The sequence below is a fragment of the Streptomyces sp. CC0208 genome (genome assembly GCF_003443735.1).
Taxonomy (GTDB): domain Bacteria; phylum Actinomycetota; class Actinomycetes; order Streptomycetales; family Streptomycetaceae; genus Streptomyces; species Streptomyces sviceus.
In genome coordinates this window covers 3,203,994-3,229,964 of record NZ_CP031969.1, presented here as the reverse complement: position 1 = coordinate 3,229,964, position 25,971 = coordinate 3,203,994, and the positions used below count along the sequence as shown (strand labels likewise).

The following is a 25,971-nucleotide window of genomic DNA, read 5'->3' as shown; positions in this document are numbered from 1 at the left end:
GCGGCCGGTAAGGCGCGAGGCGTTCCGTCACATGGGACTGCGACGGACCGCCCGCCCCGCCAGGACGTCCGTGCGCCGGCCGTCCTCGATCACGAACCTGCCGTCGACCAGGACGTGCGGGATGCCGGTCGGCAGCCTGCGCGGGTCCTCGAAGGTCGAACCCGGGGCCACCGTCCGCGGGTCGAAGAGGACCAGGTCCGCGCGGTACCCCTCCTTGACCAGTCCGCGGTCCGGCAGACGCAGCCGGGACGCCGGGCGCGAGGTGAGGTGCGCGACGCACTCCTCCAGGGACAGGACGCCCAACTCCCGCACGTACGTGCCGAGATAGCGCGGGAACGTGCCGTACGCCCGCGGATGCGGCTTGGCCCCCTGAAGGATGCCGTCGGAGCCGCCGGTGTGCACCGGGTGGCGCATGATCGTGCGGACGTTCTCCTCGTGGCCGACGTGCTGGAGGATCGACGGGGCCAGCCGGTCGGCGAGCAGAAGTCCGCGGGCCGTCGTCCAGGGGCTCTCGCCGCGCAGCCGGGCCGCCTCCGCGACCGTCCGGCCGACGAAGTCCGCGAGGGCCGCGTCGCCGACGCCCGAGATCTCGATGGTGTCCCACTCGACGGGCACGCCGTGGCAGCCGTCCGCCCCGACGACCTCCATGTGATGCCGGATCCGCTCGGCCGTGTCGTCGTCCGCCAGCCGCTTCAGGACCGCCTCGGGGCCGCCCTCGCCCGCCCAGCTCGGCAGCAGGGCCGCGAGCGTCGTGGCGCCGGGCGTGTAGGGGTAGGTGTCCAGGCTGATGTCGGCGCCCTGCGCCAGTGCCTCGTCCAGGAGGGCCAGCAACTCGGGCGCCCGGCCCTTGTTCACGCCGAAGTTCATGGTGGCGTGGGCCAGGTGGAGCGAACAGCCGGCCTCCCGGGCCAGGGCGACCATCTCCTCGTACGCCTCCAGCGCGCCCGCCCCGTACGAGCGGTGGTGCGGGCAGTAGTAGCCGCCGTACTCGGCCACCACCCGGCACAGCTCGGTGAGTTCGGCGTCCTTCGCGTACATGCCGGGGGTGTAGGTCAGGCCGGACGACAGGCCGAGCGCGCCCTGTTCCATGCCCTCCGCGACCAGCCGGCGCATGCGGCCCAGCTCCTGGGCGGTCGCCTCGCGGTCCTCCCAGCCGACGACGAGCGCGCGGAGCGTGCCCTGGGGGATCAGATAGGCCGCGTTGACGGCGATCCCGCGGTCGAGGCGGTCCAGGTACTCGCCCACCGACCGCCAGTCGAAGTCGATGTCGTCGCCGTAGCCGTTCCATCCGGCGATGGCCCGGCGGACCTCCGCCAGGGTGCGGTCGTCGACCGGGGCGTACGACAGCCCGTCCTGGCCCAGCACTTCGAGCGTGACGCCCTGCGCGGCCTTGGCGCTGTGGTCGGGGTCGCGCAGCAGGGCCAGGTCGCTGTGGGCGTGCATGTCGATGAAGCCGGGGGAGAGGACGAGCCCCTCGGCGTCCAGCTCCCGCCGCGCCTTGGGCCGTTGGCACCCGGCCTCGGCGGCCTCCTTGACGATCGAGACGATCCGGCCGCCGTCGACGACCACGTCGGCGCGGTACGAGAAGCCGCCGCTGCCGTCGACGACGTCCGCGTCCCTGATGACGAGCTCTTCCATCGCCGGAGTCCCTTCGCGTCTCGGATCGCGTCTCAGAAGAACGTGCGGATGTAGGCGACAACCGTGCCGTCGGCCTCCGCCACCGGGATCAGCTGCCACTTGTCGAAGGACGTGCACGGGTGGGAGAGGCCGAGGCCCAGCCAGTCGCCGACCTCCAGGTCGGCCTCGGGGGCCGTGGCCAGCCAGGCGTGCTGGTCGGAGAGGGAGGTCACCTCGACGCCGGTGGCCGGGCGTTCGGTGGTGCCCCGGCGGATCACCTGCGGGAAGGGGAGGTCGAGGTCGTGGGCCGCGTCCCGCTTGCCCGCGTTGGCGAAGGCCTGCTCGGGGGAGGGGCGGGAGACGATCTGTGTCCACAGGCGGAAGGCGGGCTCCAGGGCGCCCTCCTCGGGGATCCGGTTGAAGGGGGTCACCTTGCGGTAGTGGCCGTCGTCGTGCGAGACGTAGGCGCCGGAGCGGAGCAACTTCAGGACGGGGCGGGAGAGTTCGGGGATCTCGGCGAAGACGTCGGCGACCGCGTCGAACCAGGCGCTGCCGCCGGCGCTGACCACGATCTCGTCGAGTCCCTCCGCGGCGAACCGTCCGGCCTTGTCGAAGTCGACGGCCAGGGCGACGAGTCGGCGCAGCCAGGCGTGCACACGCTCGGGGTCCGCGCCGGGCACCTCGCCCTCGTACCCGGCGACGCCGACCAGCCGCAGCGTCTCGGTGGCCGCGACCGCGTCGGCGACCGCCGCGCACTCCGCCTCGGTGCGGACCCCGGTGCGGGCGCCCTCACCTGCGGCGAGTTCGACGACGACGTCCAGGGGGCGGGCGGTCCCCCGCAGGGCCGCGTCCATCAGCTCGACCCCGCGGACGGAGTCGACGTAGCAGACGAAGCGGAAGCTCGCGTCGCCCGCCAGCTCGTCGGCGACCCACCGCAGGGCCGCCGGGTCCACCAGTTCGTTCGCGAGGAAGACCCGCTGGACGCCGAACGCCCGCGCGACCCGCACCTGGTGGGGGACGGCCAGGGTGATGCCCCAGGCGCCGCGCTCGATCTGGCGGCGGAAGAGCTGGGGGGCCATGGTCGTCTTGCCGTGCGGCGCGAAGGCGAGGCCGTGGCGGGCCGCGTACGTCTCCATGAGCGCGAGGTTGTGCTCCAGGCGCTCGGCGGACAGGGCGAGCACGGGGGTCGTGAAGCCGTCGGTGAAGAGGTTGCGGCGCTGGGCGGTCAGCTCGGCGACGGTCAGGCCGTCCGCGTCCGGGGGGAGGCCCTTGAAGCGGTGGTCGACACGGTCCTCCGCGAGGCGGGCGAGCGCTTCGGTACCGGACACAGGGCCTCCCTGAGGGTGCGTTGCAGTATGTGCAACGTGCATTGCGTGTATCGCTCACTGCTGTCTAACATCCACGCCAACGCCGGGTCAATGAAGGAGCTACGACCATCGTGAACCCCCCCGAGGCCGTGGACGTCGTCGCGCTCGGCGAGTCCATGGTCACGTTCCTGCCCAGTCGGCCCGGCCGGCTCGCCGACGTGCCCTCTTTCGACCGGGCGATCGGCGGGGCGGAGTCGAACGTGGCCTGCGGGCTGGCCGCCTCCGGCTTCGCGGTGCGGTGGGTCAGCAGGGTCGGGGCCGACGGGTTCGGCGATCACCTGGTCGAGACGGTCGGCGGGTACGGGGTCGATGTCTCCTCGGTCGGTCGTGACCCCGCGCGGCCCACGGGCGTGTACTTCCGTACGGCGGGGGACCGGGCCACGGACGCGCATGAGGTCGCGTACTACCGGGCGGGGTCGGCGGCTTCGGCGATGTCGGTCGAGAACGTGGACCTCGCGGCGGTGCGGGCGGGGCGGGTGCTGCACCTCTCGGGGATCACGGCGGCCCTGTCGGACACCTGTCTCTCGTTGCTGCGTGAGCTGACGGCACCCGGGCCGAAGCGTCCCCTTGTCTCCTTCGACGTCAATCACCGGGCCGGGTTGTGGCGGGACACCGAAGGGCCCCGGGTGCTGCTGGAGCTGGCCCGGCGGGCGGACATCGTGTTCGTGGGGGAGGACGAGGCGGAGGAGGCGTGGGGGGTCACGGGGGGACCGGATGCGATTCGTACCGCGTTGCCCGAGCCTCAGGTGCTGGTGGTCAAGCAGGGTGGAAGGGGGGCCACCGCATTCGTGTCGGCCGCCGAGCGCGGGCCTGCCGGGCCCCGCGGCGGAACCGCACATCGATGCGGCCCCGCGCCCCTGAAGAACGCTCCCAGTGGCGGGCAGTCATCCCGCCGGGGCGGCTCCCGACCCGCGGACAGCGGCCCCCCGCAAGCGCGGGCGAGCGAGAGTCACCCCCGCTCAGCCACCGCACAGGGCACCTTCGTCGCCGCCCTCACCGTCGACGTCGTGGCCACCACCGGCGCCGGTGACGCCTTCGCCGCGGGGTTCCTCTCCGCGACCCTCCGCGAACTGCCTCTCAGGGACCGTCTCCGGCACGGCCACCTCTGGGCCGCCGCCGCCCTCACCGCCCCCGGAGACCTCGCCGCACCCCCCGCCCGCGCACACGCCGATCGCCTCGCCGCCGTCGGGGACGACACGTGGGGGACACTTCGACTCGGCCCCGGCTGGACGCAAGCCGACAGGGCCCCGGAGGAGGTACGCACCCCATGAGCCAGACCGTCGACCGAGCACTGAGCATCCTGCCGCTGCTCGCCGAGGGCCCCGCCGACCTCGGGCAGGTCGCCGACCGCCTCGGCGTCCACAAGTCCACCGCGCTGCGACTCCTCCGCACGCTCCACGAACACGGCATGGTCTACCGGCAGTCCGACCAGCGCTACCGCCTCGGCGCCCGCCTCATCGCCCTGGCCCAGGAGGCGATGGAGAACCTCGACATCCGCGAGATCGCCCACCCCCACCTCGTACGGCTCAACGAGCAGTGCGGTCACACCGTCCACCTCGCCGTGTACGAGGAGGACGAGGTGCTCTACATCGACAAGGTCGAGAGCCGCTACCCCGTGCGGATGTACTCGCGGATCGGCAAACCGGTGGCCATCACCGTCGCCGCGGTCGCGAAGCTGCTGCTCGCCGATCTTCCCGAGGCCGAGCGGCACGCCCTCGCGGACAAGCTCGAATACCCCCTGTACACGGCCCGTTCGACCCCCAACGCCCCCGCGTTCCTGAAGGAGTTGGAGCGGGTGCGCGAACAGGGCTGGGCCACCGACCTCGGTGGCCACGAGGAGTCCATCAACTGCGTCGCGGCCCCCGTCCGCGGCGCCGACGGCAGGGTCGTCGCCGCGATGTCGGTCTCCGCGCCCAACGTCGTCGTCACCGCCGAGGAACTCCTCGCCCTCCTCCCACAGGTCCGCCGTACGGCCGATGCCATCAGCGGCGAGTACTCCGGCAGAACACCAGCAAAGGACCCCGTATGACGGACAAGATCGCGCTCACCCCCAAGACGCACACCACCCCGCCCGCGAAGTTCTCCCACGGGGTCAGGAAGGGCAACATCCTCCAGGTCGCCGGACAGGTCGGCTTCCTCCCGGCCGAGGAGGGCAAGCCGCCCACGCCCGCAGGCCCCACCCTGCGCGAGCAGACCCTCCAGACCCTCGCCAACGTCAAGGCGATCCTGGAGGAGGGCGGCGCCTCCTGGGACGACGTGATGATGATCCGCGTCTATCTGACGGACGTGGACCACTTCGCCGAGATGAACGCGATCTACAACACCTACTTCGAGGAGCAGGGCCTCACCGCCCCGCCCGCCGCCCGGACCACCGTCTACGTCGGCCTTCCCGCCGGGCTCCTCATCGAGATCGACGCGCTCGCCGTCCTCGGCTGACGCTCCCTCAACTCCCTCACCTCCCGCAACTCCCTCACCTCCCGCACGTCCTGCACGGCACGGCACCCCACGGGGCGCCGTGCCGCGATCCGCCCTGCCCGAAAGCTCCATGTACTTACGTAGAGGACCCCCCTTCATGTCCCTACCGCTCGCCGCGACCACCGAGACACCCCCGCACACCGGTGGTCTGCTCCTCCTCGTCGACGGCACCGCGGGCCTCCTCACGGTCGCCGCCCTCGGTATCGCCCTGCTGCTCTTCCTGATCATCAAGGCCAGACTCCAGCCCTTCGTCGCCCTGCTCGGCGTCTCCATAGCCGTCGGCCTGCTCGCGGGTCTCTCGGTCACCGAACTCTTCGGCACCGTCCAGCGGTCGGACGCGGTGTCCACCATCGAGTCCGGGATGGGCGGCATCCTCGGCCATGTCGCGATCATCATCGGGCTCGGCACCATGCTCGGCGCGATCCTCGAAGTCAGCGGCGGGGCCGAGGTGTTGGCGTCCCGGCTGCTGAATCTCTTCGGGGAGAAGCGGGCGCCCCTCGCCATGGGCCTCACCGGTCTCATCTTCGGCATCCCGGTCTTCTTCGACGTCGGCATCTTCGTGCTCGCGCCGATCGTGTACGCGGCGGCCAAGCGCAGCGGCAAGTCGATCCTGCTCTACTGTCTGCCGCTGCTGGCGGGCCTGTCGATGACCCACGCCTTCCTGCCCCCGCACCCCGGCCCGGTCGCGGCCGCCGGACTGCTCCACGTGGACCTCGGCTGGGTGATCCTCATGGGCGTCGTCTGCGGCATCCCGGCGGTGCTGGCCGCGTGGGCCTACTCCGCTTGGGTCGGCCGCCGCATCTTCGTCGCCGTGCCGCAGGACATGGTGGAGGCGGCCGCGGAGGCCAAGCAGGCGGTGATCGAGGAACAGCGGGCGCAGGGCGTCGTGCCCAGCGAGGACCCCGTCCCCCTCGCCACGGTCCTCGGCATCATCGGTACGCCCCTGGTCCTGATCCTCGCCGCCACGTTCTCCTCGATCGCCTTCGACCCCTCCACGGGCCGCTCGGTGATCGAGTTCTTCGGCAGCCCCTTCGTGGCGCTGACGATCGCCCTGCTCCTCGCGTACTACCTGCTCGGCATTCGCCGCGGCTGGTCCCGCAAGTCCCTGGAGAGGGTGTCGACCGCGTCCCTCAAGCCCGTCGGCAACATCCTGCTCGTCGTCGGCGCGGGCGGTGTCTTCGGCGCGGTCCTCAAGGCCAGCGGGGTCGCCCAGGCGCTCTCGGACACCTTCAACGACGTCGGCCTGCCGGTGATCGTGCTGTCGTACCTGATCTCGGTGGTGCTGCGGGTGGCCCAGGGCTCGGCGACCGTCGCCATCGTCACCACGGCGGGCATTGTGGCGCCCCTGCTCTCGGAGGGCCACCACTCCCAGGCCTTCGTCGCCCTCGTCATCATGGCCATCTCGGCCGGCTCCATCTTCGCCTCCCACGTCAACGACGGGGGCTTTTGGATGGTGGCCAAGTACTTCGGCATCAGCGAGCGGGACACCCTGAGGACGTGGACCGTGCTGGAGTCGGTGCTGTCGGTGGCGGGCTTCGTGATGGCCGCGGTGCTGAGCCTGTTCGTGTAGGTGGTCCGGGAGGCTGCGGGGGACTCCGGCCTCGCCCCACGTCAGCGGTGGAATGCGTGGGGACGGTGGGGCCGGGGTGCCCGTGGTGGTGCGGTAGCCCCATGTAGGCGTCCGGTAACGATGTTGGGGCCGGGTGTGCCGGGCACAGGATCGTCGACCATACTGCCCGCTGTGGAGCAGCGCATAGGTTCGAGCAGCAAGCCCCTGGAAGGCGCCGGGTTCGACCCGGCTTTCGTCCCCGGGCTCACCTCACCCGTGTCCGGCGAGACGGAGGACACCGAGCCGGCGGACGCCGTCGAGGCCGCCGACACCCACGAGCCCACGGTCACGGAGGCGGCCTCCTCGGCTGCCGAGGTGACCGCCGGGGAGGTCGAAAAGACCGCAGGGGAGGCCGAGGAGACCGCCGGGGAGGAAATCCCCGACGGTCCCGTCTTCGAGGCCGCCGACCGGCGCGCGAAGATCGTCGCCGATCACCGGGGCGTACGCCTCGCCCTCGACGACCAGGCCTGCGAGTTCCGCTGGGACGAGATCGGCGCGGTCGAGACGGAGTCCCCGCGCTTCGGCAAGCGGTTCACCATCACGGTGCACACGCCCGACCGCCGCTGGTACCCGATCGAGATAGAGGCCACGTCGAGGGCGCGGTTCGCCGAGTGGGACGAACAGCTCGACGCGGTCATGGACAAGTACTTCGAGGACGAGGCCCCGCAGGGCGAAGAAGCGGAGCCGGAGGAGTCCGACTAGGCGAGCCGGCCGCAACTCCTAGCAGTACTGCGCCTGCTTCCCGATGGACCGGTACATGCAGTCCGAGTTCTCCAGCAGTTGCAGCACCGCGTCCCGGTTGCGCGAGGTCTCCCGCTCGATCACCTCGTCGGGCGGGTAGAAGCCACCGCCGGAACTCGACGTCGGGTACATCTCGAAGGTGTACGAGAAGATCTTGTGCGTGCCCCAGAGATAGTCGTCGATCGACCCGTCGGTGATGTACAGGTCGCTCGACTGCTCCGCGGTGTACCCGTTGCTCGCGGCCATCTTCTGCCCGACCGCCTTGAACACGGCGTTGTCGTCCGCCGTCATCCCGGTCGCCGTGTCGGAGTACGTGTACCCGTAGGGCCACAGCACCAGTTCGCTGTACGTGTGGAAGTCGATGTTCGTCTTGATCTGCTGGACCCCGCCGACTACCCGGCTGCGCACGAAGTTGGCGACCACCTTGACCTCGGGCGCCGACTCGGCGGCCGTGCCGCGGTAGGTCTCTGAGGACGTCGACCCGGACGAGCCGCCGCAGCAGCCCCAGCGGTAGGCCCAGTTGCGGTTGAGGTCCGTACCGACCGCCGACGAACCGGAGTTGGGCTGCCGGTTCTTGCGCCACGAGCGGTACGAGCCGGTGGCGATGTCGTACTCGCCGCCGTCGGGGTTGAGGTCGGGGATGATCCAGATCTCGCGGTTGTTGACCATGTTCGTCACCCGGGAGTCGCTCCCGTAACCCGCGCCGAGTTCGCGCAGCAGGTACAGGGCCATCTCCACCGTGAGGTGTTCGCGGGCGTGCTGGTGGTGGGTGAACAGCACCTCGGGCTCGGCCTCGTCGGTCGCCACGTTGTCGCTGATCTTGATGGCGACGATGTCCCGGCCCTGGTACGACGTGCCGATGACCCGCTTGCTCATGATGTTCGGGTAGGCGGCGAGGCGCTGGTCGATCTCGGCGTTCATCTCGGCGTAGTTGTGGTAGCGCGAGTCGGCCGTGGGGAAGTCGTAGAGGCGGGCCTCGTCCTGTGCGGTCCGTGCCGGGGGCGACCCCAACGCGGTTACCTCGTACCCGAGTTGACGCAGTTTCCTGATCTGGTCGGCGCGTCCGGAGACCACGACGGTCTCCTCGTCGGCCTCGTCCACCGTCACGCCCGTCTGCTGGATCGCCGTACGGGTCACGGGTGTCGAGTGCTGGTGGATCTCGTACTGGCGGACGTCCTCGGCGCCCGGTGCCGCCTTCGGGGCGCTGTCGGCGTTCGCGGAGAGCGGGGCCGCGAGGGCGAGGGCCAGAACGGCGGCGAGGGCGGCGTAGCGGGTGCCGCCGCGGGTGCCTGAACTGCGGATGCCGGAACCGCGTGTGCGAAGTCGCATGAAGTCTCCTGTGTTCTCCAGGGATTCCGGGATCTCCGGAAGTGGGGAGTGGAGCGGGGGTGGTCCAGCGAATTCTGCGACGTGCTGCCGGTGCGGGTGTGCCGCTCATCGTGCGGCTATGGCATGAGCAGGTCAAGAGCGCACAAAGTCGCGATGGCGTGAACTGCGCGTCGACTGTGAGTGGTTGAGGGGAAGGGGGGAGGGAGCCGGCGGAGTGTACGCGGATCCAAGGACCATGGCGCACCTCTTGGGGAAGTGCACCCACGGGTGTGAGCCGTACGTGCATATATCTGAGAGCCAGGATCACAGTGGGGTCTCCGACCACACCCCCGGAGGGCTGGCTGATCATGGGGCATCTGCCGGTCGAGACGACCGTTTTCGCCGACCGCACAGGGGGCCGAGGTAGCCGTCCCCGGTGTCGCTCGCACGGCCGGCAACCGGGCCGCCGCGGGCCGCCTGGACCGGCAGCCCGACGAACCGCCACTCAACCCGTCACGCCGGCCCGGCCCCAGGCCCGCCTCCCGGCCCCCTATATGCCGCCCATCTCCAATCTCACCTGGGAGAAGGTCACTTGAGTGCCGAGTACGACCCCTGCCCGTCCGCCGTGCGCGAGGCCCGGGCCGAGGTCCGCAAGCAGTTGGAGGGGTGGGGGTTCGCGCAGCGGGGCGACCTGGTGGACACCGCCGAACTCCTCGTGAGCGAACTGGCCACCAACGCCCTCCTCCACTCGGCGAGCCGCTTCACGCTCACCCTGTCCGCCGCGCACGGCGTGCTGCGCTGCGAGGTCGCCGACTCCGGCCGGCTCACCCCGCAGGTCCTGGACGCCGGGGTCGCCGAGAACGGGCGCGGGATGTTCCTGGTGGAGGCGCTCGCGCTGCGCTGGGGCTGTCGCCAGGACGGGACCGGCAAGACGGTCTGGTTCGAACTGGGCACCCACGGGGCCGAGCGCCGCGGTGGACGCCTCCCCGGCGACCCCTGACTTCCTTCACCGCACGCCCTCTTGCCGGACCACCGTCTTTAGGGTTTCTTGACCTTCATGGCGGACACCACGGACAACAAAGTGACCGGTGGGGCGAACCCCGTACCCCGCAAGTCCAGTTGGCGCTACATCGGCCCGGGGATCGTCGTCGCCGCGACCGGCGTCGGCGCCGGAGACCTGGTCGCCACGCTCATCGCGGGCAGCAACTTCGGCTACACCCTGCTGTGGGCCGCGGTGATCGGCTGTCTCGTCAAGATCTCCCTCGCGGAGGCGGCGGGCCGCTGGCACCTGTCCACCGGCAGCACCCTGTTCGACGGCTGGGCGAGCCTGGGCCGCTGGACCACCTGGTTCTTCGCCGTCTACGTCGTGATCTGGGGCTTCGTGTACGGCGCGGCGGCGATGTCGTCGAGCGCGCTGCCGCTCCAGGCCCTGTTCCCGGACGTGATGGACCTCGAAGGGTGGGCCATCGCCTGCGGTCTTGTCGGCCTGGTCTTCGTCTGGTTCAACAAGTACGCGGTCTTCGAGAAGGTCATGACGGTCCTGGTGGGCGTCATGTTCGTGGTCACCGTGTACCTGGCGATCCGGGTCACCCCGAACCTCCCGGACGCGTTCGCGGGCCTGCTCCCCGTCCTGCCCGACGAGAAGGACTCGATCCTCAACACCCTCGGCCTGATCGGTGGTGTCGGCGGCACGATCACGCTCGCTGCCTACGGCTACTGGGTCAACGCCAAGGGGTGGACGAACACCGGCTGGATGAAGGTGATGCGCCTGGACAACCGGGTCGCCTACATCACCACCGGCATCTTCGTCGTCGCCATGCTCTTCGTCGGCGCGGAGCTGCTGCACAGCGCGAACGTGGCGATCGCGAGCGGCGACAAGGGGCTCATCCAGCTCAGCGACATCCTGGAGGACGAATACGGGTCGGCGACCGCCAAGTTCTTCCTGATCGGCTTCTTCGCCACGTCCTTCACCTCGCTGATCGGCGTCTGGCACGGGGTGAGCCTGATGTTCGCGGACTTCGTGGCGCGCTACCGCGACCGCGAGGCCGCGGCGGGCTCCGGCCAGGAGGTCGCCTCAGGCTCGCGGGAACGCTCCTGGCCCTTCCGCGTGTATCTGCTCTGGCTGACCTTCCCGCCGATGGTCCTGCTCTTCCAGGGCCAGCCCTTCCGCCTGGTCATCCTCTACGGCGTCCTCGGCGCGGCCTTCCTGCCCTTCCTGGCCGGCACGCTGATGTGGCTGCTGAACACCTCCCGCACGCCCAGGGAGTGGCGCAACGGCCCCCTGAGCAACGCGATGCTGGCGATCGCGGGCCTGCTGTTCCTGGTCCTGTGCGTGAAGCAGATCTGGGACCAGCCGTGGTCGGAGTTCTTCTAGCCGCGGGAGCGGGAGCGGGAGCGGGCGGTGGCGCGGGCCGGGTCCCGCAGGGGCGGATACCCTCTGCACCGGACCACACCACCACCCGAGGGCCACCACGATGACCACCCAGCCACCGCCCTACGGCGACCAGCCCCACCCCTACGGCACCCCGCCGCCGCCCCCGCCGAGCACGGCCCCGGGTTTCGGTCCGCCCCCACCTCCGTCGGCCTTCGCCGCGCCGCCTCCCCAACAGGCGGCCGAGGGACCGGAGTTCATGGCCGTCGACCGCCACAACTCCGTCGTCGTCGACTCCGCGGGCGTCGCCTTCGAGGACCACGGCCACTCCGCCGAGTTCCCCTGGCACGAGATCCGCAGCGTCCACTACAAGGCCGGCCCGAGCGGCAAGACCCTGATGATGGCCGTCATCCACCTCGACGGCCGCTTCTACGAGTGCGTGGTCGACGCGAAGAGCCGGGACACCCTGGGCCGGTGGTTCGCCCAGCTGGCACCGGTGCTGGGGTACTACCGGCCCCTGGTGTGAGCGTGGACGCCGAACTCCAGGTCCACGAGGTGCGCGGCGCGGGGCGAGGGAGGTGACCGTGGTCGTGCGCTGCTCCGCGGCCCCGTCCGCCTCGGCGCCCGCTTCTCGCTGGTCCGCGACACGGGGGCGCCGATCGACCTGACCGTGACCAGCATCGTGCGCTACGGCCGAACGGTCCGCGCGTTCGACCCTCCGCACTCCGGCCTGGTGACCCTCCAGGGCGCGGGCGGACACGAGCTGACCCCGACCATCGGGGCCACGGGCCGGGAGGTCATGCCGGTCATCCAGGGCGACAACCCGGCCACGTCCTGACCCCGACGGTTACGGCAGCCCGTGCACGTGCGGTCCCACCGCGTTGGACCAGGCGTTGCCCGCCGCCGCGTCCCAGTTCGTCGACCAGGTCATGGCGCCGCGCAGGTCGGGGTAGGTCTTCGACGGTTTGAAGGAGCCGCACCCCGTGCCCTTCGTCAGGCAGTCCAGCGCGTTGTTCACCACGGAGGGCGAGACGTAGCCGCTGCCCGCCCCGCTCGTGGACGCCGGCAGGCCCAACCCCACCTGGGACGGGGACAGTCCGCCCTCCAGCTGGATGCAGGCCAGGGCGGTCAGGAAGTCCACCGAGCCCTGCGAGTAGACCTTGCCGTCGCAGCCCAGCATCGAACCGCTGTTGTAGTACTGCATGTTGACGACCGTGAGGATGTCCTTCACGTTCAGCGCGGTCTGGAAGTACGCGTTGGACGGCGACTGCATGTCGATCGTCTGCGGTGCCATCGTGAGCACCAGCGAACTACCCGCCTTCCCCGCGAGCGATCGCAACGCCTGGGACATGTAGGTCGCGTTGAGCCCGTTCTCCAGATCGATGTCGACGCCGTCGAAGCCGTACGTCTGCATCAGCGCGTACACCGAGTTCGCGAAATTCGCCGCCGACGTCGGGTCGCTCACCGAGACCGTGCCGTTCTGGCCGCCCACGGAGACGACGACCTTCTTCCCGGCCGCCTGCTTCGCCCTGATGTCCGCCTTGAACTGGTCGACCGTGTACCCGCCGAGCCCGGCCGAGTCCAGGTTGAAGGTCACGGCACCCGGAGTCGTCGTCGCGTCCGCGAACGCCACCGCGATGATGTCGTACTGCGACTGCACCGCCGACAGCCTCTGGACCGTCGCCCCGTTGTTGAAGTTCTGCCAGTACCCGGTGACCGCGTGCTTCGGCACCGCGCCGCCCCCGTTGCCCGTCGACGCGCTCGTCGTCCCCGTCACCGCACCCGACTTCGCGGACTCACCCGCCGAGTTCACCGCCGTGACCTGGAAGCTGTACGACGTGGAGGCGGTCAGCCCCGTCACGGTCGCCGACGTCCCGGTGACCGCCGTGACCTTCGTACCGTTGCGGTAGACGTTGTAGCCCGTCGCGCCCGACACCGTGTTCCAGGTCAGGGAGACGGACGAGGAGGACGTGCCGGAGACCGCCAGGCCGTTCGGCGCCCCCGGCACCGTGGGAGCGGGATCACCGCCGCCACCCCCGTCGGGGCCGTACACCGACACGTCGTCGGCGAAGTACGCGGCCTGTCCGTACCAGCCGTGCGTGTACACCGTCACCGACGTCGTCGAGGCGCCCGTGGTGAAGGTGGTCGTCAGCTGCTTCCAGGAGGCGGAGTCCGGGGTCCAGGTCGACACGTCCGTCGTGCCGGTGCCGGTCGCGCCCAGGTAGGCGTAACCGCCCTGCACCCACGCGCTCAGCGTGTACGTCGAACCCGGCTTCACGGCCACCGTCTGGACGCACTTGGCGTTGTCCTGCCCGGCGGGCGTCGCCTTCAGCGCGGCCGAGCCGCCGTGCACGGGGGAGGAGACGGTCGTACCGCTGCTCGCCGAGCAGGTCCAGTTGGCCAGGCCGGACTCGAAGCCGGCGTTCTTCGCGTTGTTGACGTCCGCGGCGAAGGCCGGTCCCGCGACTGAGAGGGCGCCGCCCAGGGCGAGGGCCGCGATGAGGGCCGCGGTCCGGAACCGGGCCGGTTTTCTGCTGAGTATGGGCATGACAAGAGAGTTGGTCCAGACCAATCCCGCTGTCAAGGAGGGCGGCGAGGATGAATGCACAACTGGCCTTTCTCCGGCGCGCGCACGTGGCAAGTGCGCCCCATCTGGGCAGGAATCGCCCGCTTTTGATCCGTCCGGTCGGCCAGGAAGTCACAGAATCGCTGTTCTCCGGTCACAGAGCCGTGGTTACAGTGCTCAGGTAGTCACGCAGTGAAGTCGACCGGGTGCGGCGGAGTGATCCGTTCGGACCCACGGGCATGGGATACGGGGAGCTGCGCGTGCCAACTGCCATCGCAGTGACCGGTGCCGACATGGCGCTGCCGGCACAGGACGAGCGGACCCTGCCCGCCGTCGTGCTCGACGGCCTCGACCGGCAGCCGCTCGACCACTCGCTCGCCGCCCTCCAGGCGCTGATCGACCAGCACGGCCATGTGGTCGTCGTGTACTCCCGGGCCGTGCCCCCGGCGGTGGACCAGCGACTGCGTACCGTGCGATCCCTCCTGGAGAGCGACCGGATCGCCCTGTTCCAGCCCGAGCTGCCACCCCTGGGACTCGCCGTCCTGGCCCGCCAGTTGAGACAGCTCGCCTCCTGCGACCTCAGCCCCGGCGTCCTCGCCTCGGCGGGCCGGCTGCTCACCCACTACCTCCACGCGGGCGCGCTCCTCGGCTCGGTGGCCAAGCTCGACCGGGTCCCCGTCGGGCTCAAGTCGCACGCCAAGTCATGGGTGCCGGGCAGCCAGTTCGCCGTGCTCGCCCACCCCCAGCCGCAGCTCGTCAGGCTCGCCCCCGACGCCACCCTCGCCGGCCCGGAGTTCGCCACCTCGATGCTCGTCGCCCGCGGTCAGCTCCAGTCCGACTGGGTCTCCGGGGCCCTCGCCAGGTCCTGGCGGATCCAGGGGCTGCGGGAGGCTCCGCTGCCCGCCGAGTCCGCCGAGTGGTGGGGCACCGGCAAGCTGATCGAGTTCTGCACCTTCCTGCCCGACCTGTCCGTCCTTTACCAACTGGTCACCTCGGTACGGCAGAACATCTGTCACTGGTGCGGTATCGACGTCATCGGTGACCGCTGCGTCTTCTGCTCGGCCACCGCACCGGTGACGCCCGTCCCCCAGCAACAGCAACCGCACCAACTGCCCGCCGGGTGAGCCGTACCGGATCGCCCCCGTCCCCGATTCCGCTCGACCGAGCCCCCCAACGAGGTTGTACGGTTCATGAATTCCCGTCAGCGCCGCGGCGTGATACTCCTGCTCCTGTCGGTCCTGGGCGCCCTCGCGGCCTTCGCCGGCGTGCTCTCCGTCATCGACGACGTGAAGTCCAAGGTCGGCCCCGAGGTCACGGCGTACGAGGTCAAGAAGGACATCGAGCCCTACACCCGGCTCACCGCGGCGCAGTTCGAGAAGACGGAGATGCCCAAGCGCTGGCTGTCCGCCAACGCGGTCACCGACCTGGCCGCCCTGCGCGACAAGATCGCTGTGACAACCCTCAAGAAGGGCTCCCTGCTGCAGAGTGACATGATCGTCGACCAGCCGGCGCTGCAGCCCGGGCAGCAGGAGGTCGCCATCATGATCGACGCGGCGACCGGCGTCGCCGGCAAGATCACGCCGGGCTCCGCGGTGAATGTCTACGCCACCTTCGAGGGACAGCGGGAGAACGATCCCGACCAGTCGAAGATCATCGTGACCAATGCCCGGGTGCTCGACGTCGGCCAGATCACCGCGCTCCAGCCCGACGCCGACGACCGCACCCGCGAGGCGTCCAAGGCCGTCCCCATCACGTTCGCGCTCTCCGCCCTCGACGCCCAGCGCCTCACGTACGCCGAGTCGTTCGCCAAACGCGTCCGCCTCGCCCTGGTCGCCCCCGGCGAGACCGGCACGGTCCCCGAGCAGGAGCGCACGTACGAACTCGCGAAGGACAAGTGAGAGGCCGTCATGCCCACGAGGATCCTCCCGGCAGTCGGCGACGCGGACGCGGCGCGCTCTCTCACCACGCTGCTCAGCCAGCTCCCGGACGCCGAGCCCGTCGCCCCGGTCACCGACTCCACCCAGCTCATCGACACCCTCGCGCGCCTGGCGTCCGAGTCCATCGACGAGCTGCCCGAGGTCGTCGTCGTCCATGAGCGCATCGGTCCCGTCCCGGCCCTGGAGCTCATCCGAGAGGTAGCCCTCCGCTTCCCGGCCGTCGGCGTCATCCTCGTCACCTCCGACGTCGGCCCCGGCCTCTTCCAGGCCGCCATGGACTACGGCGCCCGCGGCCTCATCGCCCTCCCCCTCGGCTACGAGGAGCTCGCCACCCGGGTGCACGCGGTCGCCCAGTGGTCCACGGGCGTACGACGGCACCTGGGCGCCGCCACCGACGTCTTCACCGGCGTCGGCGGCACCGTCGTCACCGTCAGCGGGGCGAAGGGCGGCGTCGGCGCCACCACCACCGCCATCCAGCTCGCCCTCGCCGCCCAGGCCTCCGGCCGCACCACCGCCCTGCTCGACATGGACCTCCAGACCGGCGACATCGCCTCCTATCTGGACGTCCAGTTCCGCCGCTCGGTCGTCGACCTCGCCACCATCACCGACATCTCGCCGCGCGTCCTCGCCGACGCCGTCTTCGCCCACGACACCGGCCTCGCGCTGCTGCTCGCCCCCGGCGAGGGCGAACGCGGCGAGGAGGTCACCGAGCGCGCCGCCCGCCAGATCGTCAGCGCCCTGCGCTCCCGCTACGAGGTCGTCGTCGTCGACTGCGGGGCACAGCTCAGCGGGGCCGGCGCGGCGGTCGTGGAGATGGCCGACACGGCCCTGCTGGTCACCACGCCGGACGTGGTCGCCGTACGCGGCGCCAAGCGTGCCGTGCGGATGTGGGACCGCCTCCAGGTCCGCAAGGCCGAGGAGACCACCGTCGTCGTCAACCGCCACAGCCGCGGTACGGAGATCCAGCCCCCGCTCATCCAGAAGATCACCGGCACCGGCGTCGCGGCGACCGTGATCCCGGCGAACTTCAAGGAGCTCCAGGGCGCGGTGGACGCGGGCCGCGTCCACGAACTCGACGCCAAGGGCACGGTCAAGCAAGCCCTGTGGACGCTCGCCGGTGAACTGGGCCTGGTCAAGGGCACAGAGGCGAACTCCCATCGCAACGGCGGGCGGGAACGGGGGGCGTTGGCCTTCCGGCGACGCAAGGAGCTGGGCAGATGAGCACCCGGCTGCTCCGCCGCGACGAGGGCCAGGTCACCATCGAGTTCCTCGGGATGACCCCGCTGATCATCCTGACCCTGGTGCTGCTGTGGCAGTTCGTGCTGCTGGGGTACACCTTCACGCTCGCGGGGAATGCTGCGGACGAGGCGGTACGGGCCGCGACGGCGGCGGCGCCGGGGGAGCGGGAGGCCGCGTGCGAACAGGCGGGACTGGACAAGCTGCCCGGCGCCTGGAGCGGCCAGGTCAGCTGCAGCACCGGCGGCGGCTACGTCACGGCCGATGTCCACCTCCACGTCCCCGTGCTGTTCCCGGGCTCGATCGCCTTCCCCTTCCAGGTCGACGGACACGCGGGCGCGGTGGAGGAGGACAGGGACTGAGATGTCGTACTCAGGCAAGAGCCGAGCACACCGCGACCGCGGCCAAGTGGCCCTCGAATACCTGGGCTTCATCCCGATCCTGATCCTCGTCGCCATGGCCGGCGTCCAGATCGGGCTCATCGCCTACACCGCCCAGCAGGCCGGCACGGCGGCCAGGGCCGGGGCGCGGGCCGCCTCGCTCGACCTGAGCGCGCAGGACGGCTGCGTGAACGCGATCAGCGACTGGCTGTCCGTCGACTGCGCCGAGGGCGGGGGCGGCGACTCGGTCACCGTCACGGCCACCGTCCAGATCCCGTCGATCGTCCCCGGCTGGAGCTTCGACCCCGCCGTCAAGACCGCCACCATGCCGCTCGACCACTGAACGAGGTACCCCCATGAGTCTGCGGTCCCGCATCAACACCCCCGAGGAGAACGGCAGCCGGGGCGAGGACGGCCACCTGGTCTCCTCGTACCGGGCCAAGCTCCTTGAGGAGATCGACCTCGCGGAGATGAGCTCGCTGGCGGCCGCCGAGCGCCGGGCCCGGCTTGAGCGGGTGCTCGGGCACATCATCAGCCGCGAGGGACCGGTTCTGTCGACCGTCGAACGCTCGCAGCTGATCCGGCGGGTGGTCGACGAGGCGCTCGGCCTGGGCATCCTGGAACCGCTGCTCGAAGACGCCTCCATCACCGAGATCATGGTCAACGGCCCCGACTCGATCTTCGTCGAACGCGCGGGCCGCGTCGAGCAGTTGCCGCTGCGCTTCCCCTCCCACGACCAGCTGATGCAGACCATCGAGCGCATCGTCTCCACGGTCAACCGGCGGGTCGACGAGACGAACCCGATGGTCGACGCGCGCCTGCCGTCCGGCGAGCGCGTGAACGTCATCATCCCGCCGCTCTCCCTGACCGGCGCGATCCTCACGATCCGCCGCTTCCCGCGCTCCTACACGCTCCAGGAACTGGTCGGTTTCGACTCGCTCGACGAGAACATGCTGTACCTGCTGGCCGGCCTGGTGCAGGCGCGCTTCAACATCATCGTGTCGGGCGCCACGGGCACCGGGAAGACGACCCTGCTCAACGCGCTGTCCGGGCTGATCCCGGAGGGCGACCGGATCATCACCATCGAGGACTCCGCCGAACTCCAGCTCCAGCAACGGCACGTGGTCCGCCTTGAGGCGCGGCCGCCGAACGTGGAGGGCCAGGGCCGGGTCACCATCCGCGACCTGGTCCGCAACTCGCTGCGCATGCGCCCCGACCGGATCGTGGTCGGCGAGGTCCGCGGCGGGGAGTCCCTCGACATGCTCCAGGCGATGTCCACGGGCCACGACGGCTCCCTCGCCACGGTCCACGCCAACAGCGCCGAGGACGCGCTGATGCGGCTGAAGACGCTGGCCTCCATGTCGGAGGTGGAGATCCCCTTCGAGGCGCTGCACGACCAGATCAACAGCGCGGTCGACGTGATCATCCAGCTCACCCGGTTCGCCGACGGCGCCCGCCGGATCACCGAGATCGCGCTGCTCGAGAGCAACGGCAGCGAGCCGTACCGCCTGGCGACCGTGGCCCGCTTCAACGCCCAGCCGATGGCGGCGGACGGCCGGATCTACGGCCGGTTCGAGTACTTCCCGCTTCCGCGCCGTACTGTCGACCGCCTCTACATGGCGAGCCAGCCCACGCCCCAGGCCTTCGGGGTGGCCCAGTCCGCGGCCCAGTTGGCCCTCCGAGAAGCCAGGTAGGACCCCCTCCCATGGACCTGCAGACCCTAGTCAAGCTCACCGTGGGCGCCACCCTGCTGACGTGCGTCCTCGCCGTCGTGGGCGTCCACGTCTACGCCAGGGGACGGGCGCAGCGGGCGGCCCTGGTCGACCGGCTGACGGCCGCGGGCCAGGTGCCGTACACCGGCCGCCGGCGGCACTTCCGTGACCTGGACCGCAGGCTGCGCCGCACCCGGCTCGGCCGGGAACTGGAACTGCGGCTGGCGGCGACGGGCCTTGACGTGACGCCGGGCGAGTTCTTCGCGGCGATGATCGGGCTCGTCGGAGGCCTGTGGCTGATCGGCCAGGCGGCCCTGGCACCCTTCTTCGGCCCGCTGGCCGGCCTCGCGGGCGTCTGGGCGGCGGTGCAGTTCCTCAACTGGCAACGCCAGAAACGCATCGAGAAGTTCATCAACCAACTCCCGGAACTGGCCCGCATCCTGGCCAACGCCACCCACGCCGGCCTCGCCCTGCGCACCGCGATCGGAATGGCGGCGGAGGAGCTGGAGGCCCCGGCCGGTGAGGAACTGGCCAACGTGGCCAACCAGTTGGCGGTGGGCGTACCGATGGAGGACGCCCTCGACGAGATGGCGAAGCGGCTACCGTCCCGGGAACTGGTGGTCCTGGTGACGACCCTGGTCCTGTCGAACCGGGCGGGCGGCCAGGTGGTCAGCGCCCTCAGGAACCTGACCGAGACGCTGGAGGAACGCAAGGAGACCCGGCGCGAGGTCCGCACCCAGCTCTCCCAGGTGAACATGACCTCGTACGCCGTTCCAGTGCTGGGCATCGGCTCGCTGTTCCTGATGAACGGCGTCAAGGACGGCGCGCTGGAGCGGATGACGGGCTCACCGCTCGGCCAGGGGGCGGTGATCATCGCGTTCGCCCTCTACACGGTGGGCTTCGTACTGATCCGCCGCATGTCACGGATCGACGTCTGAGGAGGGTACGGCTGTGATCGCTGTCGGGCTGGCCCTGTTGATGGCCGTGAGCGTGTGGGGCGTCTTCGCCGGCATCCGCATGTACCGGGCGGAGGCGAAACTGCCGAGCGACCTGGTGCTGGCACTGGAGGTCGGATCGACCCGCACCGGCGCGGTCGACTCCCTGATCGACCGCATGGGCATGCGCTACGCCCCCACCGTCCTGCGTCTGATGGGCCCCAAGCAGGTCGCCAAGTACCGCCGCAAGATCGACCTCGCGGGCAACCCGGGCGGCCTGACCATCAACCGCTACGCGGCCCGCAGGGCGGTGTACGGCTTCCTCGGCACCCTGGGTTTCCTGGTCTTCCTCCTGCGCGGGCAGGTGTTGGTGGCGTTGTTGCTCCTGGCCTTCGGGGCGTTCTGGACGGAGGTCGGCATCTGGTCGGCGATCCGGGTCAGGAAGGACGTCATCGAGCGCACGCTCCCCGACTTCCTGGACGTGCTCGCGGTGGTGGTGAGCGCGGGCCTGGGCTTCCGCCAGGCACTGGACCGGGTGGCCTCCAAGTACGAGGGCCCCTGGGCGGACGAACTGCGCATCACCCTCCGCCAGATGGACCTGGGCATGAGCCGCCGCCAGGCCTTCGCGGAGCTGCGCCGCCGCAACGACTCCGAACAGGTGGCGATGTTCGTGACGGCGCTCCAGCAGGGCGAGGAACTGGGCGCCCCCATCGTGGACACCCTGGTCTCCCTGGCCAAGGACATGCGCCGCACGGACGCCCAGAACGCCCGCCGCAAGGCCGCCCGCGCGGTTCCCAAGGCCACGATGATGATCACCACCTTCATGGTCCCGGCCACGATGCTTCTGCTGGCCGCGGGCCTGCTGCTGGGCTCGGGCACCGACTTCGGCACGATCACGGGGAAGTAGGGGGCCGGGCGATGTCGATGACGGATGCGCGCAGGCGCTCACGGGTGACGGCGGCGGTGGCGGCAGTGGCGGTGCGGGGTGGGGGTGCGGGCGGGCGAGGGTCACCGGAACCGGGTTCGGGTCTGGTCGGGGGCGGGGCGTGTGGTTCGTCGGAGCCGGAGACGCGTACGGCCTGGGGTGGGGTGCGTGGTTCGTCCGGACCGGACTCCGGGGCGGCCGGGGGCCGGGTGTGTGGCTCGTCGGACCCGGGTCCGGACCCGGGGCCGGGCCAGGACTCCGGACTGGTTGCGGATGGGGTGCGTGGTTCGTCCGGACCGGACTCCCGGGTGGCCGGGGGCCGGGTGTGTGGCTCGTCGGACCCGGACCCGGACCCGGGCCGGGACCTGGACTCCGGACTCGTTGCGGATGGGGTGCGTGGCTCGTCGGAGCCGGATACCCGTGCGGCCAGGGACCGGGTGACCTCCGACGTACCCGCCCTGGACATCCAGGTCAACGCCCTCCAGGCCATGTGCCGCCAGGTCTTCGGCTTCCGCCTGGGGATGATCGCCCTGGCCGCCCCCGCCGCCCTCCTCAACGCCAACCCGGGCCTCGGCACCCGTCTGGTCGGCGCAGCGGTCGTCATCACCTTCATCACCTCGTACGCGCTCTTCAGGGACTGGGAACGCTTCGGCCCCCTCCTCCTGCGCCACCCCACCCTCCTGGCCGCGGACACCCTCTTCGCCAGCCTGCTCCTGATCTCCGCGGGACCCCACACCACGCTCGCCTACGTCAGTGTCTGCACCCCGCTCCTGGCCGGCATCGCGTACAGCTGGCGAGGCGCCGCGGTCTTCGCGTCCCTCCAGTCCCTGATCCTCCTGCTGGCCCAGACGGCCCTCCCGCACCCGAACACCACCCCCGCAGACCTCCTTCTCCTCCCCGGCTTCTGTGTGATCACGGGCGCGGTCGGCTCCACTCTGCGCAACCTCCTGCTCCGCTTCGGCACCGCGACCCAGGCCCTGACCGCGATGAAGGCCCGCCTGGCCGTGACGGAGGCGATCAGCGAGGAACGAGCCCGACTGGCACGGGAGATGCACGACTCGGTGGCGAAGACCCTCCACGGCGTGGCCCTGGCGGCGGAGGGTCTGGCGGCCTCGGCGGCAGCCCCCGCCCCGGACCCGGCCCTGCTCAAGCAGCAGGCCGAACTCGTGGCCCGGGCGGCCCGCAGAGCGGCAACCGAGTCCCGGGAACTCCTCACCGACCTGCGCCGGGACCCGGCCCCCACCACGGACGTGCTAGGGGAACTGGCCACCCGCACAAGGAACTTCGGCGCCCGCACCACGCTCCCCACCACCTACCGGGCCGCCCCCGACAGCCCGCACTCCGAACTGGCCGTCCCGCACCCGGTGGCCCGCCAACTCCTCACCATCACCGAGGAGGCGATGGAGAACGCCCACCGTCACGCCGAGGCCACGCGCATCGACGTCACGGCGGACATCGACCCCGACCGTGACCTGCTCAGCATCAGCGTCCGGGACGACGGCCGCGGTCTCCCGCCGGACACCACCCTCGACGCACTCCGCCGCTCCGGCCACTTCGGCCTGGTCGGCATGGTGGAACGCGCCGAGTCGGTGGGCGCCCGTATCCACATCGGCGAGGGCGCGGACGCGAAGGGCACGGAAGTACTCCTCGAACTGCCCCTGTCACCCCCGCAGTCGGACCGATGACCCGCCACCCCACCCCGAGAGGAGGCCGCGACATGCCGGACGCCCCCCAGCACCCCACTCCACCGATCGCGCTGTTCCCCACGGCCTTGGCCCCGGCCCCGGCCACACCCGTCCGGATCGTCGTCGCCGACGACAACCCGGTGGTCCGAGCGGGCCTCACCGCCCTCCTCTCGGGCCGCGCCGACATCACGGTCGTGGCGGAGGCCGCGGACGGCCGGGAGGCGTACGAGGCCGCGAGCCGGCACCGTCCGGACGTGGTCCTGCTGGACGTCCGGATGCCGGGCGTGGACGGGCTCTCGGCGCTCCCGTACCTGGTGCCGATCGCCCCGGTGCTGATGCTGACGTACAGCGGAGAGCCGGAGACCGTCCAGGAAGCGCTGCGCAGGGGAGCCGACGGTTACCTCGTCCACGGCGAGTTCACGGCCGACCAGCTCGCCGCGGCGGTACGGGACACCGTGCAGGGCCGCACCCACCTCACCCCCACCGCGGCGGGCGCCCTGCTGACGCACCTACGCGATGCGAATGCACATGAAAATCCCCATGTCCCAGCCTCCGCAGAGCGATTCCCTCTCAAAGGGCTTTCGCAACTGCAACCATCTGTGGGACAGTCGTCCTCGGACAGGTCGCGTTTCCAACTCAGCGCGAGGGAGGCGGAGATCATGGACCTCATCGCATCCGGCATGACCAACCAGCAGATCGCCGCCGCCTGCTTCATCAGCGAGAAGACGGTCAAGAACCACATCAACCGCATCTTCGCCAAGCTCCACAGCACGAGCCGCTCCGAGGCCGCCGCGAAGTGGCTGGGCACGGCGCCGAGTTCGGGCCGAGGGGTGGGGTGAGCCGTGCCGATGCGAGGTTGGGCCCGGATTTGGGCCCAGGGACCCTGCGCCGACCGGGATGGGCGGGCCTACGCTCCGGTGGCCGATGGCGGCGACACCGAAGGGTCTCACGATGAGCAACCGGTTCAACGACGACAAGGGTCAGACCGCGGTCGAGTACCTGGGCATCATCGCGGTGGTGGTGGCGATCGTGCTGGCGATCACGGGGACGGACATCGGCAACACGATCTACGACGCGATCACCGAGCAGATCGCCAACGTCACGGGCGGCTGAACCGCTTCTACTCGCACAGCGACGCAGGGCAGGCCTTCCCCATCTACATCACGGTGGTGGGGGGCCTGCTCCTGCTTGCGTTCGCCTATCTCGCGGTCGGTCAGGCCGCGGCCAACCGCAACAGCGCCCAGACGGCGGCCGACGCGGCGGCACTGGCGGCGGCCCTGGACACCCGGGACAAGATCACCGACGAGTGGGTGGAGAACATACTCGACCCCACCAAGTGGCATGACATCTTCGACGGCGAGGGAGTGCTGTTCGGGGGGTGTGCCCGGGCGGCCCAACTGGCCGCGCAGAACGACGCGAGCGTGCAGTGCGAGGCGCACCCGGAGTGGGTGCTCCCGGGCTACGAAGTCGAGGCCACGACCAACCAGAGCGTCGGCGACTCCATCGTCCCCGGCACCGAGGGCCAGCATTCGACCGAGCGCGCCCGCGCCGTGATCGAGCCGCGCTGCGAGTTCGAGCTGCCCGGAGCGGGTGCCGACCCGGACGTGCTCCCAAAGCTCACGTGCGATGACGGAGTCGAATGGCCCTTGGACCCGACGGATCTCACGAATCTCCCGAAACCCGAGGATCTCTTCGACGTCCACCTGGCGGACTGACAAGCTGACGACACCAGCGACGAAGGAAGCAGAGTGATGAGCATTCGGTTCACGGCGAGGGCCCGCAGGGGGATCGTCGCACTGACGGTCGCGGCCGGACTGGCCGTCGGTGTGGCCGGCTGTGGTGGAGGAGGCGGCGACGACAAGAAGCCCGAGGCTTCGGCTTCCGCCTCCCGGGGAGACGGCTCCCAGCCCAGTACCCAGGAGGGGCAGTCGGACGTGCCCCTGGCCGAACTGAAGGGTCAGGACGGGCTGTTGCTCCAGATCACGTCCGCCCAACGGGACGCCGGGGGCTTCGTCACCGTGAACGGGAACCTGAAGAACGACAGCGACAAGAGCGTGGTCGTTCCCGCGGCGGTGCGGGGCGACGAGACCGAGATCGTCCGGAACGGCCGGTCGCTGGGCGGTGCCACGCTTGTCGACTCGAAGGGCAAGAAGCGGTACTACGTGCTCCGGGACACCGACGGCCGTCCGCTGACCACCACGGGCTTCTCGAGCCTCAAGGCCGGCGAAAGCCTGGCCGTGTTCATGCAGTTCCCGGCACCACCCGAAGGCACCACGGAGGTGGCCTTCCAGCTCCCCACCTTCGCCTCCGCTCCCATCCAGATCTCCGGATGACGCCCACCATGACCGCCACCCGAACCCCACCCCGCCTGGCCCTGGCCATCACGGTCGCCTCGCTCATGGCGGCCCTGACCCTCACCCCCGCCCACGCGGACGACGGCGACCCCAGCTACCCGCCCGGCACCGAACCCTCCGCCACCGCACCCGTCGAAGTGGACCCCAACGACCCGGACCTGAAGCTCCCGGAAGGCGCCACCCTTGCCGAACCGAAGGTCCTGGACATCAAGCAGGTCGTGGAGGACCAGACCGGCGACGAACGGCGCGAGGACACCAACGCGGACGTGAAGTTCGCCCTCCAGGCAGAGGTCCTGTTCGGCAAGGACAGCGCGAAGCTGAACGGCGACGCGAGGGCCCGTATCTCCGCGATCGCGGCGGAGATCAAGAACCAGAACGCCACCCGGATCCGCGTCTTCGGCTTCACCGACAACCTGGGCAGCTACGCCCACGGCCGCACCCTCTCCCGCCAGCGCGCCAACGCCGTACAGGACGTCCTGGACCAGGAGTTGAAGGACTCGGGCATCACCTACGAGGTCCGCGGCTACTCCGAGGACTTCCCCATCGCCTCCAACGCCACGGAAGCGGGCCGCAAGAAGAACCGCCGGGTGGAGGTGTCGTTCCCCCGAGGGGAGAACTGACCGACCGACCTCACCAGGTGGGGTGCGGGTCATGACACTCCTCGGTGAGGGGAAGGAAGCCGATCCCGCCACGGGAGGGGGGCGAGGCGCGCTCCTGCTCAGAGGTGTCGGCAAGTACACCCCCGACCGGGTG

The 25,971-nt window shown here is 70.6% G+C and carries 27 protein-coding genes; 23 read left to right on the top strand and 4 right to left on the bottom strand.

What is annotated here, in order from left to right:
• Positions 1-27: 27 nt before the first annotated feature.
• Both D1369_RS14530 and D1369_RS14525 read right to left on the bottom strand, forming a co-directional pair.
• Complete coding sequence (locus tag D1369_RS14530) at positions 28-1,638, bottom strand: D-aminoacylase (protein ID WP_007384383.1); 1,611 nt, start codon at positions 1,636-1,638, stop codon at positions 28-30.
• Positions 1,639-1,670: 32 nt separating this feature from the next.
• Positions 1,671-2,987, bottom strand: a complete 1,317-nt coding sequence (locus D1369_RS14525; protein ID WP_202477077.1) for an amino acid deaminase — start codon at positions 2,985-2,987, stop codon at positions 1,671-1,673.
• A 68-nt stretch (positions 2,988-3,055) separates the two neighbouring features.
• Between D1369_RS14525 and D1369_RS14520 the strand changes: the two genes are divergently transcribed.
• The 5 genes from D1369_RS14520 (at position 3,056) to D1369_RS14500 (ending at position 7,770) form a co-directional block, all read left to right on the top strand.
• Positions 3,056-4,255: a sugar kinase gene (locus D1369_RS14520; protein ID WP_037901283.1), complete on the top strand. Its 1,200-nt coding sequence runs from the start codon at positions 3,056-3,058 to the stop codon at positions 4,253-4,255.
• On the top strand, positions 4,252-5,013 hold the full coding sequence (locus tag D1369_RS14515; protein WP_007384386.1) for an IclR family transcriptional regulator: 762 nt from the start codon (positions 4,252-4,254) through the stop codon (positions 5,011-5,013). Before D1369_RS14520 ends, D1369_RS14515 begins: the two co-directional genes overlap by 4 nt.
• Complete coding sequence (locus tag D1369_RS14510; RefSeq protein ID WP_007384387.1) at positions 5,010-5,420, top strand: RidA family protein; 411 nt, start codon at positions 5,010-5,012, stop codon at positions 5,418-5,420. Before D1369_RS14515 ends, D1369_RS14510 begins: the two co-directional genes overlap by 4 nt.
• 136 nt (positions 5,421-5,556) lie before the next feature.
• Positions 5,557-7,029, top strand: a complete 1,473-nt coding sequence (locus D1369_RS14505) for a gluconate:H+ symporter (protein WP_007384388.1) — start codon at positions 5,557-5,559, stop codon at positions 7,027-7,029.
• 171 nt (positions 7,030-7,200) lie between these two features.
• Complete coding sequence (locus tag D1369_RS14500) at positions 7,201-7,770, top strand: hypothetical protein (protein WP_037901285.1); 570 nt, start codon at positions 7,201-7,203, stop codon at positions 7,768-7,770.
• Positions 7,771-7,788: 18 nt separating this feature from the next.
• Here the strand turns inward: D1369_RS14500 and D1369_RS14495 are convergent, their stop codons facing one another.
• Positions 7,789-9,138, bottom strand: coding sequence for a M14 family metallopeptidase (locus D1369_RS14495; protein WP_007384390.1), 1,350 nt, complete (start codon positions 9,136-9,138; stop codon positions 7,789-7,791).
• Between the two features lie 571 nt (positions 9,139-9,709).
• Between D1369_RS14495 and D1369_RS14490 the strand changes: the two genes are divergently transcribed.
• The 4 genes from D1369_RS14490 (at position 9,710) to D1369_RS42905 (ending at position 12,326) form a co-directional block, all read left to right on the top strand.
• A complete protein-coding gene (locus tag D1369_RS14490) occupies positions 9,710-10,117 on the top strand; it encodes an ATP-binding protein (RefSeq protein ID WP_037901287.1) in 408 nt (135 codons plus the stop codon).
• A 57-nt stretch (positions 10,118-10,174) separates the two neighbouring features.
• On the top strand, positions 10,175-11,491 hold the full coding sequence (locus D1369_RS14485) for an Nramp family divalent metal transporter (protein WP_037901289.1): 1,317 nt from the start codon (positions 10,175-10,177) through the stop codon (positions 11,489-11,491).
• Between the two features lie 100 nt (positions 11,492-11,591).
• Entirely contained in the window at positions 11,592-12,014 is a 423-nt protein-coding gene (locus D1369_RS42910) for a hypothetical protein (protein WP_007384393.1), read from the top strand.
• A 144-nt stretch (positions 12,015-12,158) separates the two neighbouring features.
• Positions 12,159-12,326: a hypothetical protein gene (locus D1369_RS42905; RefSeq protein WP_007384394.1), complete on the top strand. Its 168-nt coding sequence runs from the start codon at positions 12,159-12,161 to the stop codon at positions 12,324-12,326.
• A gap of 9 nt (positions 12,327-12,335) precedes the next feature.
• Here D1369_RS42905 and D1369_RS14475 read toward each other — a convergent pair whose 3' ends face one another.
• The gene (locus D1369_RS14475) at positions 12,336-14,036 is read right to left on the bottom strand and encodes a glycoside hydrolase family 18 protein (protein ID WP_050789750.1); all 1,701 of its coding nucleotides are present in this window, start codon (positions 14,034-14,036) and stop codon (positions 12,336-12,338) included.
• Between the two features lie 257 nt (positions 14,037-14,293).
• Between D1369_RS14475 and D1369_RS14470 the strand changes: the two genes are divergently transcribed.
• The 14 genes from D1369_RS14470 (at position 14,294) to D1369_RS14405 (ending at position 25,838) form a co-directional block, all read left to right on the top strand.
• Positions 14,294-15,178 carry a hypothetical protein gene (locus D1369_RS14470; RefSeq protein ID WP_082319449.1) on the top strand — a complete coding sequence of 295 codons (885 nt, stop codon included), beginning with the start codon at positions 14,294-14,296 and terminating at the stop codon, positions 15,176-15,178.
• Between the two features lie 66 nt (positions 15,179-15,244).
• Positions 15,245-15,952 carry a Flp pilus assembly protein CpaB gene (cpaB, locus tag D1369_RS14465; protein ID WP_007384397.1) on the top strand — a complete coding sequence of 236 codons (708 nt, stop codon included), beginning with the start codon at positions 15,245-15,247 and terminating at the stop codon, positions 15,950-15,952.
• Between the two features lie 9 nt (positions 15,953-15,961).
• A complete protein-coding gene (locus D1369_RS14460; protein WP_007384398.1) occupies positions 15,962-17,212 on the top strand; it encodes an AAA family ATPase in 1,251 nt (416 codons plus the stop codon).
• Positions 17,209-17,589, top strand: a complete 381-nt coding sequence (locus tag D1369_RS14455) for a TadE/TadG family type IV pilus assembly protein (RefSeq protein WP_007384399.1) — start codon at positions 17,209-17,211, stop codon at positions 17,587-17,589. The genes D1369_RS14460 and D1369_RS14455 overlap by 4 nt, the downstream gene beginning before the upstream one ends.
• A gap of 1 nt (position 17,590) precedes the next feature.
• Positions 17,591-17,950, top strand: a complete 360-nt coding sequence (locus tag D1369_RS14450; protein ID WP_007384400.1) for a TadE/TadG family type IV pilus assembly protein — start codon at positions 17,591-17,593, stop codon at positions 17,948-17,950.
• 13 nt (positions 17,951-17,963) lie between these two features.
• Complete coding sequence (locus tag D1369_RS14445) at positions 17,964-19,301, top strand: CpaF family protein (protein ID WP_007384401.1); 1,338 nt, start codon at positions 17,964-17,966, stop codon at positions 19,299-19,301.
• Positions 19,302-19,312: 11 nt separating this feature from the next.
• Positions 19,313-20,257: a type II secretion system F family protein gene (locus D1369_RS14440; protein ID WP_007384402.1), complete on the top strand. Its 945-nt coding sequence runs from the start codon at positions 19,313-19,315 to the stop codon at positions 20,255-20,257.
• A gap of 16 nt (positions 20,258-20,273) precedes the next feature.
• Positions 20,274-21,161: a DUF5936 domain-containing protein gene (locus tag D1369_RS14435; protein WP_205574527.1), complete on the top strand. Its 888-nt coding sequence runs from the start codon at positions 20,274-20,276 to the stop codon at positions 21,159-21,161.
• A gap of 506 nt (positions 21,162-21,667) precedes the next feature.
• Positions 21,668-22,864 (top strand): histidine kinase, encoded by a 1,197-nt coding sequence (locus D1369_RS14430; RefSeq protein ID WP_037903622.1) that lies wholly within the window; start codon positions 21,668-21,670, stop codon positions 22,862-22,864.
• Positions 22,865-22,896: 32 nt separating this feature from the next.
• Positions 22,897-23,703 (top strand): response regulator transcription factor, encoded by an 807-nt coding sequence (locus tag D1369_RS14425; RefSeq protein ID WP_037901293.1) that lies wholly within the window; start codon positions 22,897-22,899, stop codon positions 23,701-23,703.
• An 85-nt stretch (positions 23,704-23,788) separates the two neighbouring features.
• A complete protein-coding gene (locus D1369_RS14420) occupies positions 23,789-23,977 on the top strand; it encodes a hypothetical protein (RefSeq protein WP_050789751.1) in 189 nt (62 codons plus the stop codon).
• Positions 23,978-24,033: 56 nt separating this feature from the next.
• On the top strand, positions 24,034-24,579 hold the full coding sequence (locus D1369_RS14415) for a pilus assembly protein TadG-related protein (protein ID WP_240436072.1): 546 nt from the start codon (positions 24,034-24,036) through the stop codon (positions 24,577-24,579).
• Between the two features lie 36 nt (positions 24,580-24,615).
• Positions 24,616-25,197, top strand: a complete 582-nt coding sequence (locus D1369_RS14410) for a hypothetical protein (RefSeq protein WP_037901295.1) — start codon at positions 24,616-24,618, stop codon at positions 25,195-25,197.
• Between the two features lie 8 nt (positions 25,198-25,205).
• Positions 25,206-25,838: an OmpA family protein gene (locus D1369_RS14405; RefSeq protein ID WP_007384409.1), complete on the top strand. Its 633-nt coding sequence runs from the start codon at positions 25,206-25,208 to the stop codon at positions 25,836-25,838.
• Positions 25,839-25,971 lie beyond the last annotated feature (133 nt).